Source organism: Kordiimonas aquimaris, assembly GCF_025574485.1.
GTDB lineage: Bacteria > Pseudomonadota > Alphaproteobacteria > Sphingomonadales > Kordiimonadaceae > Kordiimonas > Kordiimonas aquimaris.
Genome location: NZ_JAOBPO010000002.1, coordinates 524,794 through 536,702, shown reverse-complemented (window position 1 = coordinate 536,702; position 11,909 = coordinate 524,794). Strand labels below are relative to the sequence as shown.

The following is an 11,909-nucleotide window of genomic DNA, read 5'->3' as shown; positions in this document are numbered from 1 at the left end:
ATATCGTCCCACAATAGATACAATTTTATACGCATTTTACGTATAAATAACCGTGTCTTAACCCCACTCTGGCACACTATTCATGAAGTATAAACCTCCGCGACTAAGACGGAGAAAAACAGGTATAGACAGACGGTTTTACGGTAGGGACAAATGGCGAAGATAGACAGTGACGAGCTAGAAGATAAGGTTGGCGAGATCAACCGCATTTCTAAAGAACAAGAGCAAGACGCTTTGTTTGTTTCCATGCGCGATGATGGTGAAACACATGGCCGTATGGAGACATCCGCTTCTGCGGCGGCTAAAGCTGCCAATCCAGAAAATGATAAGAACGGTAAGAAGAAGCGCAAAGAGCTTAGTACAGCGGAATTGCTGATTATGCTTCAAGACCAAGCTAGGTATTGGGGTGAACAAGCCGATAGATACGAAGCCCAAAGCAATGCTACGGGTAAAGCCATTGAGAATGTTGAAAACGGAAAAGCGCCAACAGACGGTATGAGCGATGATGAAAAGGCGCATTTTGAGGATGCTGTACAAGCATATAAAGAAAAGTATAACCTGACGGACGTTGACTTAAACGACCCTGACGTGCTGCACCAAATTAAAGCTCTTGCTGATGAAAACCAAACTCACGCAAAAATTAATGAAGTCAAAGCGAATGAGTTAATCGATAAAGCACAACACGCAAAAGCACCTGATGCCATACTAGAAGTGGCAAAGGAGCATGCGGCGGCGGGACTCGATATATCTGATAAAGCCACAACCGAAACCCATCACTCAGTCGAACAAATAAAAGCAATTGATCAAGAACGAGGATTAAATCAGAGTCAACAAAATGAAGTCTTAGAAGCTTTTGATACAAATGATGATTATTTCAGTGATAGCTCTACATTTGATGATCTAGATATGCCGGATAATACGCAACCCATTAGCGTAGCCAGCACTATCGACGATAAACCTTTATTCGGAAAGGAACCGATTTCCGGCGAGTTTCAAGCCGCTGCTCTTGGTCAACCTGCGGCCCAACCTGTCGATCTTGAACTGGATATTACCCTTGCACAAAAAAGTAATCCTGTAACCCCATCGGGGCCGGGACAATCATTTAGCTAATAATTTGATTAATCGTTATCGTATGTCGCAGATGCGAGGGTGGTTGAGCCTGTAGATGCTAGTTCTGCATTCAACTTCTTCATACTGGAATCAGCGTATTTAATAAAAGCAAACGTAGCTTCACGAACATTTTGATCTGGGCGTATCTCATGTTCCATCCAACGATACCCGTCACCGTATACATCTATCGCTCGTTGATCTTTTGGGGAGCCAACTACAATCCCCCCAACATTAATACCTTCTTGTTTAGCGTCCCAGACACCTAATCGAGCTTGATTGAGATCATCCCCATTAGCGCCATACAATGCCAAAGCTATTCGATCATTAGAAGCTCTAGCAGTTGCGGTTCTTACAACATCTTTATCAAACTTTCGAGAATCACGTAGACCAACAGACTTTTTAGCCTGTGCCAATTCATTTTGCGCGTATGTGATTTCAGCAGCACCGGGATGATCAGTGGCCAAATCATTGGCCGACGCTGTAATCGGAGACGCAACAGACCCAAGGATCATCGCACCTAATGCGGCCCCTTTTGTTGTACTGCTGAATATATCTCGTATCGAACGACTCATAACATCACATTTGTTCGTTAATTGGTGTGTAATATACATGTTTTGATTGATTGTTGCAACTTTATTACGATTTTCGTAATCGTTATCCGCTTGGGCGCTGAGATATGTTTTTTGTGGATAAGCTGCGCTTGGCACTTCTGAATTCCTGATTGAATTCAATAGTTTCGCTATGCTCATGGACGATCGTCTACGAGTATAAGGAGAAGTGCCCGAATATGGAAATATACAGTGATATCGAAAGTGCCATATCTCAATGGCTTAGCGAAAATGACCATCCGAAGGAGCCAGAAAAATGCCCCCTGTCCGTAAACGATCGTCAATGCAACAGCGAGATAGCCGTTATGGATTTGTTTCCGCAGATCAATGCGCCGGGGCGCAAGGTGGGCTATGCGCGGGTTTCCACCAAAGACCAGAAACTGCGCATGCAGCTTGAAGGGTTAAAAGCCATTGGCTGCAAGCCGATCTTCAAAGATCACGGTATATCGGGTGCAAAGGGCAAACGTCCCGGTCTTGATGATGCGCTTAAATTCCTCAAGCCCGGTGACAGTCTTGTGGTGTTTAAGCTGGACCGCTTGGGCCGCTCCGTTCTGCATCTCTCCGATCTTCTCACCCGCTTCAACAACGAGGGAATTCATTTCTGTTCCATGAGCGAGGGGATCAATACGACAACGCCAAGCGGTAAGATGGTTTATCATATTCTCTCAGCCGTGGCCGAATTTCACCGGGATATTATTATCGAGAACACTTTAGCCGGGCTGGAAGCGGCAAAAGCCAGCGGCAAACGCCTCGGCCCCAAATACAAGCTGGATATAGAAACCATCGCCCATGCGCATGAGAGTGTCATGCAGCGCGGCGAAAGCATTAGCGCAGTAGCCCGGCGATACCGCGTGTCACGCTCCACCATCACGCGAGGGTTTGAGCGGCTGGAAAGGCAAGTTTATTAGGTCTGTTTAGAACGGGCTTCATCAAGAAGATCATTCATGGATTTTTTACCCTCACCACTTTCCAATCCTTCTGTTACCTGAGTTTGCATATCTGCAATTTTGTCGTTCTGCTTTTGGATAGATGCAATGCCGTGTTCCATACGTTGACGCGCTGCCGGGTTTGCAGAATGCACACGAATTTCCGGCGGAATATACCCGCGCATTACAACCGCTTCCTCTATCCATGAAATTACGTCATATCCGGTACCGCGCTCATCATCACCAAGATCATGATCGAGACTCACAACCGATACATCCTGTGTTTTGAGCAGCTCAATAACCTCATCCGGCCAATAGGAACGATGCCAACCATCAGGTGTCTTGCGCTCATCATCAAGGTAAATCTTCATTGCCATTCATCCATTAACATCACTATTAAATTGGCATCATTTAGGAAGCCGGGTTTTGATTTCCGCAAGCGTGTATCTTTGCGCCTGTAGATCACGGATTGCCTTGACGCGTTCAACCGTATCAGGATCATAAAGCTGGTAGCCTGATGCTGTTGTGTCGGCAACGCTGAGCAAGCCCTCTTTGGTCCAATAGCGCAGTGTTGCATTGCTCTCACCGGATTGTTTGGCAAGCTGACCAATGCGCAGCAATGTCTTTGTTTCCTGCGAGGGCTGCGTTTTTTCGTCTTTTCCGCTAACCGCATCCAGATAAATATCCAGCGACCTATTCACTGCATCATAAATGACTTTGTAATACTTGTCTGATGGCCCGCCAAGCTGCGCTTTTTCCAGCCCGCTGATATATTTCAGGCGATCACGCTTGCGAATAAGAGCCGGGGGATAACCGTGTTGCAGCAAGATTAAATTCATTAAAAGCCGGGCGGTGCGGCCATTACCATCGACAAAGGGATGAATGGTAACGAGGTCGTAATGCGCCTTTGCCGCCAGTTCTACCGGATGCAACTCCTGTTTCGCGACTAACCCTGCCATAAACCCCTGCATCAACTCCGGCACCTTGGCCGGGTTTGGCAATATCACAGTGGAGCCGGAAATCCGCACCGGGATAGAGCGGTAATGGCCCGCGTTATCATCATCAATACCCCGCAAAATAGTGTTGTGGATGGTGAGAATATCGTTTTCTGATAAATCAGTCGTTTTGGATTCAGCCAAAGCCACAATGCCGTTTAAGGCTTTGGCATGGTTTGTGGCTTCCAGATGTTCAACCAGTGATTTACCGCCAATGGTTAAACCCTTTTCAACCACAGCGGCGGTTTCCCTGCGCGTGAGCGTGTTACCCTCAATCGCGTTGCTGGTATAGGTCAGCTCAATCAAGAACCACTGTTCGAGATTTTGTACCAAGGCGGGCGGCAGCGGCCTGAACCCATCAAGCTGGTCTTTTTTCTGTGTGAGGCCTGTATAATTCATGCATAAACCATAAAGCATTACTTCATGGTTTGCAAATATGTTTAGGAAATGCCCTTATTTCATTGCATCAAGTACGTAGCTCTCATTGGGGATGCGGCTAATCCTGTGACGTGCAGAACTCATTGTGCCGTTATCCGTTTTAAATAGTATTTTTTTCTAATATTTTTATAATTATAAATTTTAATACTAATTAAATTATTTTATTGGATAATATTAACCAAACATGAGGTGAAATTTATTAGATTTTGAACGTTCCAAAAAGTTACAAGTTTGAAGTATTATCCAACCCGCTATCGAGAGAGTTTCACAGGGTAGTAAGGCGTTCATTATTTAAGCAATCATGGTTTTCATATTCATCCCGAGCAATTGCAAATACCAACCCACCTTTCAGTGAAGGAAGGATAAACATGTTTTCTCTCAAGCTCGGCGAGGAAATCGTTGGTACAATAGCTCTAGAAAAGGTTCGAGGGAAATCCAACACAGCGGCAGCCACACTGGTTGCAATTAAAGAAGAATATCAGGGGCAAGGTCTGGGGAAACTATTACTATCAGAGACAAAAAAATGGGCTATCCATAATGCCATAAATACAATTGTTGTTAACGCCGCTCCAGAAGCAAAAGCATTTTACAACAAGTCTGGTTTTGTAGAGAAACTCTGGAATGATGCTGCACCCCTAACTAACGTTGAAATAGTAAATGACACTTCCATAGAAATGTATTGCTCGTTAAGCTAGGCCTCTCATAAACTGCAATTAGGGAGTCTATAATGCAGCAAATTAATATGGAGCCAATGAAGTGGGCAAAATTACCACATATTGATGACATCAAACCACTTAATGATCTCGACCATCAAGCTTTGTCAGAAGTTCGTGACGTATTACAGAAACATGGCATGCTCAATCGTTTTGGCATGACACTACTTCATAACCATTTTGAAATGTCAGATAACGAGTATCTTCTTGAAGAAACCGACGAACAGAACAGGTCACAAAAAATCACAGTTGAAAGCGCAAATAATCCAGAAGAAAACACTATTCAAACAATGTGGAAATTTTCAGAAAATGGAATGGAAACTATAACTCAGTGTGTTCTTCGCTGCCATTTTTTCTTGGGTCACAAACAAAGACATAAAAAGGAAGCTGGTTAACAGTCTAAAATCAGCACAACATAACCTAAAACATTAATACTAAAGATGTCATGGGTCGAGCAATGGGTGGTCGTATAGGGTCCCCATTGCAAGAATTGCTTTTTTTGAGAATCCCTTCACTATCCTCGCACCAGTCGGGTCGTCCTCATTTCGAACGAACCGATGGGATGTTTTATCATGGTGCTTTTAACCTCCCGGTATAGAGCAAGGCCGGGGTCTTTATCGGGCTGTTCTTCCTTCATAATACTGATCCACAACACATACGCCATATGACCACAAAAGGTTTCAATAGGAATGCCGCATTTTGAGCGCGATTGCCGGATCAAGAGTTCATAGGTTTCCTGCGTGGTGTTACCAAGCAAGACCTTGTTAATGGGGTCATTGCGATCCAACCGATTATAGAGCGCCTGATGCATCGCCATAACAACAAGCTGTGTGACGTATCCGTCCGGGAAGGTCGTTCCCTCCGGCAATCCTTTTGCAAGCTCCAGTTCAACATCCGTGAACTTATATTGATGTGGCAACATCGCGTATAGATAATCGCGGAATAGCAGGTAATAACGGTTGGCTGATTGACGGCTGATGCCTTTCTCACCGCGCTTTTTTGCACGTTCATTTATGAGCCGGGTTGCTTCCGAGCAAGATTTTCCAAGGCATTGATATTTAAGCAAACTTAAAAATACGCCCTCGCGTACATTGCTGTTCCAGCAATACCGATTTTTCCACGCCCAAAACGCCCGTGGCATAAGCATTTCCAATGATTACTGCGCTTGAAATCGCATCATAAACGGAACGTCATTCTTGACAAGGAATAAGTAAGCTTGATGACAAGCATAAAGGGATGCGTAGTTTAGGAGACCTCTTTAACGGGCACCGGAAACGGGCCAAGGATTAACGAGGTTACTCATGTCTACAGCTACTAAAAATGCCGGGAAAGGCATCTACGAAAAATCGATCAAGTCAATTGCGAACCTCTCAGCAATCGTGGCGGCGTTTTTCGCAACGGGGCCGCTTTATTCCCTGAGCATTGATTGGGTGCTCGGTTTTTCAACATCGCAATACGGCGACCAAGCCAATTGGCTCGTACAAGCCTTCTGGTTTGTTGTCGTTGGGCTTTCAACCTTCGCGTTAGCCAGAGCCACCATCGCAACAGCAATCACCGTTGGCGGCTTCGCGCTTGCCGCCAGAATCTTTTAACCACCATCAAAGGAGAAAACAGATGGCAAAGTTTGACCGCGTTGGCGGAGGCAGTTTTAGCGTCTTCCGCAAGCGCCCGGATGGGTCTTTCCCATGGGGCGGTATCATTGTCGTTGCCGTGATCATCATGATGATCGCTGCTAACTAGAGACACAAAATCACAGGCCGGGCAGTTCGCTGCCCGGCTTTTTCTTGACCAGTTTGAAAGCACGTCAGATGACTGATTTTAACAATGAAGAAGACCGCTATGGCAGCGCCGGGTTTACCGATCACGATGACAGCGCCTTAAAGCCATTCTTCGAGAAAACCGATAACTCCCTGTTCGTGGGCTTTGCCGGGAACAAGCCGCTTTATTGGAACGGTATGGGCGGCGGTCTCCTCACGGCTGGTGCCAGAGGCGGCAAACTGCGCGATATGTTGGCCTACACGATGCTGGACGGCATGTATGGCGGCACGTTGGCGGTACTCGACATGAAAGGTGAATGTGCCTATGTCAGCCAGCAACAAACGCGCCTTGGCAAGCATTGCATCTATTGGAATCCTTTGGGTTTGCACAGCATGCCCAAACACCGGATTAACCCGGTTGATTACATCCATATAGATAGCCCAACCCTGTTTGCCGATGTCAAAGTTTTTGCCCAGAATATGATCGCGCTCTCCGGCTCGCACTCAGGGGAATATTTTGAACTTCGTGGCCGTGAATATTTGGAAGCCGTGATTCTGACTATTGTGAAGCTGGACGGCGCTCTGACACTGCCACGCCTCTATGAAGTTTTGAGTCTGATCCCCGGCAACAGTGAAGCATGGCTCAACTTTGCCTTTGAGATGCAGGAAGCCGGCTTTGAAATCTCAAAACGTATTGAGGAAGAAATCGCAGAAAACCGAGGTGAAAACACTTCCGGCATGCGCGGTATATTGGGCGAGATTTTCAAATCCTTCTCGGCGCTATCTGATCCGGTTTTGATGGAGTCTGTATCACCGCCCTATGACTTCTCGCTCTCCGACCTTTGCAGCAGTGAGCAAGCCTATAATTTTTACATGATGCCACCAGCCGAATTCATTGATGCGTGGGGGTCGGTGATTAAAGCAATGTTCGTTGGTGCGATGATTTACAAATCTCGCGCCCCCTCTGCACCGCGCCAGACGTGGATATTAGACGAGTGTGCGCAGCTCGGTAAGTTCCCGCTGGTTACCAAGCTCTTTACCTACGGCGCTGGGATAGGCATTCGTCCTGTTGTTGTCCTGCAAGCGTCATCCCAGCTCAAAATCTTGGGGCCTGATGCAGAAACAATCATCAAGTCATCGGCGGCGGTGCAGATTTACTTCGCCGTTAGAGACATTCACAGTGCAACTGATCTCTCCCGCACGCTTGGTACGCAAACGCTCGAATACGACGACAAGCTAACGCAAGGCCGTGACAACATGGCCCGCAAGGAAGCCATTCACGCCATGATGAATGGTGCCAGCCCGGTAGAAACAGCACATAAGCTCTCTCACTACCGCATGGCGGCTGAAAACCGCACCAAACAGCAACGCCAACTTCGCACCCCTGATGAAGTGCTTAAAACACCGGATGATAAAGCCTATGTCTTTATGGATGGTCTGAACCTACCGATTTATGCAGACCGCAAGCCATATTATGAGCAGCGCTCTATGGCTGGGCGCTTCCATCCCAATCCCTATCACCCGCCATTAGATCGGGTGCGTGTTAAAGCCCTGTTTGGTCACCGCTGGCGCAAGGTTATCCGTGAAGCCGTGCCGCAAGCCTACGCCGATTACCGGCAATACAGTGACGGTACATGGTCGACGATAGAGGGTTACAAATGAGTACGCCCCCGAAAGCACCAAAAACCACCATCAGCTACGCCCATAAAAACCGTAACAACCTGCCTGGAGCAAATAGGGAAACTGGTCTCTCCAAAACCCATGTTCGCAGTGACTTCTATGTTGCCAGCAACCCCGAACGGGTACGCCAGCAGCGCGAAGAACAAATAGCCAAACAAATTAAGGCACAACAGCTTTTCCGGCCCAGCCCCCACATGGCTTATGGGCCGGGAATAGCGCCGTCTAAACGACCACCAACCAAGCACAAACGCCCTCATATACCGCCAGAAGAACTGGTGGGCATCAGGAAACGCATGGAGGCGTTCAAACAAGCGCGCCTGAAAAACGAAGCTGCACAAGCGCAAACACAGCAAAAAACACAAGCGAAACCAGCGCCGCAAAACACCTCGGACAATCTTGAGAAGATGAAGCGCAAGGCCGTCTTCATCGCCCAGCGTACGGCACCAAGTATCGGCAAAACCAAAACCCACAAACGATAGGAGATGACCATGACAGACCCGCAATATCAGGCACCACTGGGACAAGTCCCACAACAGCAGCAAACCAATCAGCAAACACTACAGCCTCCAAAACCAAAGCAACCCGAAGACACGGTGCGCGATGGCAATATCAAAGGCACCATCTGGCGGCGTGAAGGTCCGAAAAATGACTTCTTCGCCACTGACCTTGCCAAAACATACCGCGATAAGAACGGCGATCTCAAGGATACGCACAGCTTTGGCAAAGACGACCTTCTGCGCGTCGCTGAAGTTGCCCGGCGCGCCCATAACAGAGTCAGTGCATTAACCCGTGAGGAGTTTAGAAAAAACAGGCAAAGCAAGCCCCAAAACCGGGGCGCACAAGACCGCTAAAGCGCTCCTGCATACCTATGCATGACAACAATCTTTCCATTGAAAAAGAACGGCGTTTATAGCACAAATGTTCATGATATGTTCTTGTTCAATGGAAGGGAAACGAACATGAAGTAAAACGATAACAAATGAGGTAAACGCGGTGGCAAAAGGCGATCAAAAAACAATCAATGGTGTATGGCTGGAAGCCAGTCGCGTTCCCGGTATCCCACAGGTGGACTATGATCGTTATATGGCCGAACTGGAAGGCATGGAATACAATGAGGCTGAAGCCATACAGCTTATTGAAGCCTTGCAGTTTATAGCTGCCGGGTTTGCTGATCTGGCGTGGCGCAGCAGTGCCACGCAAACGGCCTGTGGAAAAGGCACATCCCCATCTACCAATCTACCAAAATCAGCCGCAGATATGTTAAAATCATCGGTGAAACCCAAACAAAAACCAACACGCAATAACGGCTCTGATATGCCGCTTGCCGGGAGTCGTTAATGAAAACAGCAGTGCAGAAAGTATCAACAAACAAAGCGGCCTTAATTTACTGCCGGGTGTCCAGCAAGAAACAGGTCAAAGAAGGGCACGGTCTTGATAGCCAAGAGCAACGCTGCCGCCAATATGCGGCTGTGCACGGCTATGAAGTGATGGAAGTCTTCCCCGACGATGTATCGGGCGGTGGTGATTTTATGAAACGCGAAGGGATGGTCGCGCTATTGGCCTATCTGGATGCCAATAATCATCAGGACTATGTGATTGTGTTCGACGATTTAAAGCGCTTTTCGAGAGACCGGGACTTCCATTTTAAGCTTCGTGCCACGCTTGCAGCAAAAGGTGCAAGCGTTGAGTGTTTGAACTTCCGTTTTGAAGACACGCCGGAAGGCGAATTCATAGAAACCATCTTTGCAGCCCAAGGTCAGCTTGAGCGCAAACAAAACCAGCGCCAAGTGATCCAGAAGATGAAAGCACGCGTAATGGCGGGCTATTGGTGTTTTGCCCCTGTGCTTGGTTACACATACGCCGACGTGCCGGGTCACGGTAAAATGGTGGTTCGCGATGAACCTAACGCCTCTATCGTAACCGAAGCGATAGAAGGCTTTGCAAGTGGTCGCTTCCAAAATGCCAATGAAGTTCGCCGCTTCCTCGGCACATTCCCCACAATCTCAAAAGGTAAATACGGCGACGTGCCGCTAAATACTGTAATCGATTTGTTAGAGCGCGTTTTATATACCGGGCATATATCGGTGCCCAAATGGAATATCCATATGCACCCCGGCAAGCATGAACCACTTATCAGCGTTGATACATGGCATAAAGTGCAAGAGCGCCGGAAAGGCACCGCCATTGCACCAGCACGCAAAGACTTGAATGCTGACTTCCCATTGCGCGGCTTCGTCACTTGCGCGTCCTGTGAGCACCCTATGACCGCTGCATGGACCAAAGGGCGTAATAGCTATTACCCGTATTACTTCTGTCACCAGAAAGCTTGCGGTGAATACCGTAAATCCATCAAGCGGGACGCAATCGAAGGTGATTTTGAGGAATTGCTTCAATCCCTCAAACCAGCGCCCAAGCTGTTTAAGCTGTTTCGCATGATCCTGAGCGATGAATGGGATAAGCGCGGGGCAGCAGCGAAGACACGCCAAAGCACATTGAAAGTACAGCTCGCTGATGCTGAAAAGTCTATTGATCAATTGATGGACCGTATAGTGGCTTCCGATAACCCAAAGCTGATAGCTGCTTACGAAATCCGCATTGAAAAACTGGAAGAAGAAAAAGCCCTTATGAGCGAAAAAGTCGAGCAAACAGTGACACCAATCACCACCTTTGATGCAACTTTTCGAACCGCTTGTGAATTTCTCGCGAACCCTTGGAAACTCTGGACATCCGAGATGTTAGAGCATAAGAGAATGTTACTGAGATTGGTGTTCCCACAGCGCATAGCCTATGACCGTAAAACCGGACTTCGAACCGCCTCTATCGCACAGCCACTCAGGTTGTTCGGAGCATTTGATGAGTCTAGGTGCAGTGTGGTGGGCCCGGAGGGACTCGAACCCCCGACCAATCCGTTATGAGCGGACGGCTCTAACCAGCTGAGCTACAGGCCCTCACCACGGCGGCGTTGGTAGCAAATGCTAGCACCGATGAACAGCCCCAAAATGCAGCAAAGGAGTAAAAAAATACGATATCATGCACACAATGTTGCATCCACACACAATTATCAGCGGTTGTCGTAACTTAAAGGCTATCTATTTCGTCCTTCAAACGCTCTCTTTTATCAGTAAGAATACGCTCCAGCACAGCAACCCGTTCTTTTAACTGCTCAATCTCTTTTTGATGACCTGCGTCCATCTTGTCCGAGCTGGCCTTTGCCATTTTGGCACGATTTTTCTGATTGCGCTCCAGCCAGCTAAACAAACCAACCATCGCAATAATCAACAATACAAAAACTTTACCATCCATCTCCATCTGGCCATCCCCTTGTCATATTTTATGTCGTTATTGATCAGCCGCTATATATTAAAGCGCATCAATTTCTTCACTCAGACGGTGCCTCTTATCGGTCGCCAAGCGCTCCAATACTTTCACACGCTCTTCCAAAGCCTGCACACGTGCATTCACATCTGCAGCCTCATTGCCATTTTCTTGATTTTTCTCTTTTGATTTAATCCACGTGGTCACGACACCGCCAATAACCGTAACGCTCACGATTACAGCAATCATTGTAAAAACTGTCACAATACATTCCCCTCACTGCTTGTTTATTCTTAAAGTTTATATAGATTCGATATGGGAGTAGATGTCTGCCTTTTCAATGCGTGCATGATTTTGGCATGATTGC

Annotated in this window: 16 protein-coding genes, 1 tRNA gene and 1 pseudogene; 11 read left to right on the top strand and 7 right to left on the bottom strand. The window is 47.3% G+C overall.

The window, feature by feature from the left end; translation table 11 throughout:
* Positions 1–153 precede the first annotated feature (153 nt).
* Positions 154–1,110 (top strand): hypothetical protein, encoded by a 957-nt coding sequence (locus OEU88_RS08330; protein WP_262694692.1) that lies wholly within the window; start codon positions 154–156, stop codon positions 1,108–1,110.
* An 8-nt stretch (positions 1,111–1,118) separates the two neighbouring features.
* Here the strand turns inward: OEU88_RS08330 and OEU88_RS08325 are convergent, their stop codons facing one another.
* A complete protein-coding gene (locus OEU88_RS08325) occupies positions 1,119–1,682 on the bottom strand; it encodes a hypothetical protein (protein ID WP_262694691.1) in 564 nt (187 codons plus the stop codon).
* A 215-nt stretch (positions 1,683–1,897) separates the two neighbouring features.
* On the opposite strand from OEU88_RS08325, the gene OEU88_RS08320 reads away from it, so the two are divergent.
* Positions 1,898–2,626: a recombinase family protein gene (locus OEU88_RS08320; RefSeq protein ID WP_262694690.1), complete on the top strand. Its 729-nt coding sequence runs from the start codon at positions 1,898–1,900 to the stop codon at positions 2,624–2,626.
* Positions 2,627–2,736: 110 nt separating this feature from the next.
* On the opposite strand, the pseudogene OEU88_RS08315 reads toward OEU88_RS08320, so the two are convergent.
* Positions 2,737–3,015 (bottom strand): annotated as a pseudogene (locus OEU88_RS08315) (cyclic-phosphate processing receiver domain-containing protein); the annotation flags it as partial.
* Between the two features lie 36 nt (positions 3,016–3,051).
* Complete coding sequence (locus tag OEU88_RS08310) at positions 3,052–4,038, bottom strand: Fic family protein (RefSeq protein WP_262694688.1); 987 nt, start codon at positions 4,036–4,038, stop codon at positions 3,052–3,054.
* 245 nt (positions 4,039–4,283) lie between these two features.
* Here OEU88_RS08310 and OEU88_RS08305 point away from each other — a divergent pair, with 245 nt between their 5' ends.
* The gene (locus tag OEU88_RS08305) at positions 4,284–4,772 is read left to right on the top strand and encodes a GNAT family N-acetyltransferase (protein ID WP_262694687.1); all 489 of its coding nucleotides are present in this window, start codon (positions 4,284–4,286) and stop codon (positions 4,770–4,772) included.
* A gap of 32 nt (positions 4,773–4,804) precedes the next feature.
* Positions 4,805–5,185 carry a hypothetical protein gene (locus OEU88_RS08300; protein WP_262694686.1) on the top strand — a complete coding sequence of 127 codons (381 nt, stop codon included), beginning with the start codon at positions 4,805–4,807 and terminating at the stop codon, positions 5,183–5,185.
* A gap of 119 nt (positions 5,186–5,304) precedes the next feature.
* Here OEU88_RS08300 and OEU88_RS08295 read toward each other — a convergent pair whose 3' ends face one another.
* Positions 5,305–5,931 (bottom strand): hypothetical protein, encoded by a 627-nt coding sequence (locus OEU88_RS08295; RefSeq protein ID WP_262694685.1) that lies wholly within the window; start codon positions 5,929–5,931, stop codon positions 5,305–5,307.
* Between the two features lie 160 nt (positions 5,932–6,091).
* Here OEU88_RS08295 and OEU88_RS08290 point away from each other — a divergent pair, with 160 nt between their 5' ends.
* The 7 genes from OEU88_RS08290 (at position 6,092) to OEU88_RS17680 (ending at position 11,142) form a co-directional block, all read left to right on the top strand.
* Positions 6,092–6,382, top strand: coding sequence for a hypothetical protein (locus OEU88_RS08290; RefSeq protein ID WP_262694684.1), 291 nt, complete (start codon positions 6,092–6,094; stop codon positions 6,380–6,382).
* A 22-nt stretch (positions 6,383–6,404) separates the two neighbouring features.
* A complete protein-coding gene (locus OEU88_RS08285) occupies positions 6,405–6,530 on the top strand; it encodes a hypothetical protein (protein ID WP_262694683.1) in 126 nt (41 codons plus the stop codon).
* A 68-nt stretch (positions 6,531–6,598) separates the two neighbouring features.
* Positions 6,599–8,209, top strand: coding sequence for a type IV secretory system conjugative DNA transfer family protein (locus tag OEU88_RS08280; RefSeq protein ID WP_262694682.1), 1,611 nt, complete (start codon positions 6,599–6,601; stop codon positions 8,207–8,209).
* On the top strand, positions 8,206–8,706 hold the full coding sequence (locus tag OEU88_RS08275; RefSeq protein ID WP_262694681.1) for a hypothetical protein: 501 nt from the start codon (positions 8,206–8,208) through the stop codon (positions 8,704–8,706). Before OEU88_RS08280 ends, OEU88_RS08275 begins: the two co-directional genes overlap by 4 nt.
* Before the next feature lie 9 nt (positions 8,707–8,715).
* A complete protein-coding gene (locus OEU88_RS08270; protein ID WP_262694680.1) occupies positions 8,716–9,078 on the top strand; it encodes a hypothetical protein in 363 nt (120 codons plus the stop codon).
* A gap of 142 nt (positions 9,079–9,220) precedes the next feature.
* A complete protein-coding gene (locus tag OEU88_RS08265) occupies positions 9,221–9,565 on the top strand; it encodes a hypothetical protein (protein WP_262694679.1) in 345 nt (114 codons plus the stop codon).
* Positions 9,565–11,142 (top strand): recombinase family protein, encoded by a 1,578-nt coding sequence (locus tag OEU88_RS17680; RefSeq protein WP_394805247.1) that lies wholly within the window; start codon positions 9,565–9,567, stop codon positions 11,140–11,142. Before OEU88_RS08265 ends, OEU88_RS17680 begins: the two co-directional genes overlap by 1 nt.
* On the opposite strand, the gene OEU88_RS08255 is transcribed toward OEU88_RS17680, so the two are convergent.
* The 3 genes from OEU88_RS08255 to OEU88_RS08245 form a co-directional block, all read right to left on the bottom strand.
* Positions 11,099–11,175 (bottom strand) — tRNA-Ile (locus OEU88_RS08255). The genes OEU88_RS17680 and OEU88_RS08255 overlap by 44 nt on opposite strands.
* A gap of 130 nt (positions 11,176–11,305) precedes the next feature.
* The gene (locus OEU88_RS08250) at positions 11,306–11,536 is read right to left on the bottom strand and encodes a hypothetical protein (RefSeq protein ID WP_262694677.1); all 231 of its coding nucleotides are present in this window, start codon (positions 11,534–11,536) and stop codon (positions 11,306–11,308) included.
* A gap of 51 nt (positions 11,537–11,587) precedes the next feature.
* The gene (locus OEU88_RS08245) at positions 11,588–11,806 is read right to left on the bottom strand and encodes a hypothetical protein (RefSeq protein ID WP_262694676.1); all 219 of its coding nucleotides are present in this window, start codon (positions 11,804–11,806) and stop codon (positions 11,588–11,590) included.
* Positions 11,807–11,909 lie beyond the last annotated feature (103 nt).

Bases quoted from the DNA above. Each gene is read 5' to 3' on its own strand.
- OEU88_RS08330 (WP_262694692.1), top strand. From the start codon at position 154: ATGGCGAAGATAGACAGTGACGAGCTAGAAGATAAGGTTGGCGAGATC.
- OEU88_RS08325 (WP_262694691.1), bottom strand. From the start codon at position 1,682: ATGAGTCGTTCGATACGAGATATATTCAGCAGTACAACAAAAGGGGCC.
- OEU88_RS08320 (WP_262694690.1), top strand. From the start codon at position 1,898: ATGGAAATATACAGTGATATCGAAAGTGCCATATCTCAATGGCTTAGC.
- OEU88_RS08310 (WP_262694688.1), bottom strand. From the start codon at position 4,038: ATGAATTATACAGGCCTCACACAGAAAAAAGACCAGCTTGATGGGTTC.
- OEU88_RS08300 (WP_262694686.1), top strand. From the start codon at position 4,805: ATGCAGCAAATTAATATGGAGCCAATGAAGTGGGCAAAATTACCACAT.
- OEU88_RS08295 (WP_262694685.1), bottom strand. From the start codon at position 5,931: ATGCCACGGGCGTTTTGGGCGTGGAAAAATCGGTATTGCTGGAACAGC.
- OEU88_RS08290 (WP_262694684.1), top strand. From the start codon at position 6,092: ATGTCTACAGCTACTAAAAATGCCGGGAAAGGCATCTACGAAAAATCG.
- OEU88_RS08285 (WP_262694683.1), top strand. From the start codon at position 6,405: ATGGCAAAGTTTGACCGCGTTGGCGGAGGCAGTTTTAGCGTCTTCCGC.
- OEU88_RS08280 (WP_262694682.1), top strand. From the start codon at position 6,599: ATGACTGATTTTAACAATGAAGAAGACCGCTATGGCAGCGCCGGGTTT.
- OEU88_RS08275 (WP_262694681.1), top strand. From the start codon at position 8,206: ATGAGTACGCCCCCGAAAGCACCAAAAACCACCATCAGCTACGCCCAT.
- OEU88_RS08270 (WP_262694680.1), top strand. From the start codon at position 8,716: ATGACAGACCCGCAATATCAGGCACCACTGGGACAAGTCCCACAACAG.
- OEU88_RS17680 (WP_394805247.1), top strand. From the start codon at position 9,565: ATGAAAACAGCAGTGCAGAAAGTATCAACAAACAAAGCGGCCTTAATT.
- OEU88_RS08250 (WP_262694677.1), bottom strand. From the start codon at position 11,536: ATGGAGATGGATGGTAAAGTTTTTGTATTGTTGATTATTGCGATGGTT.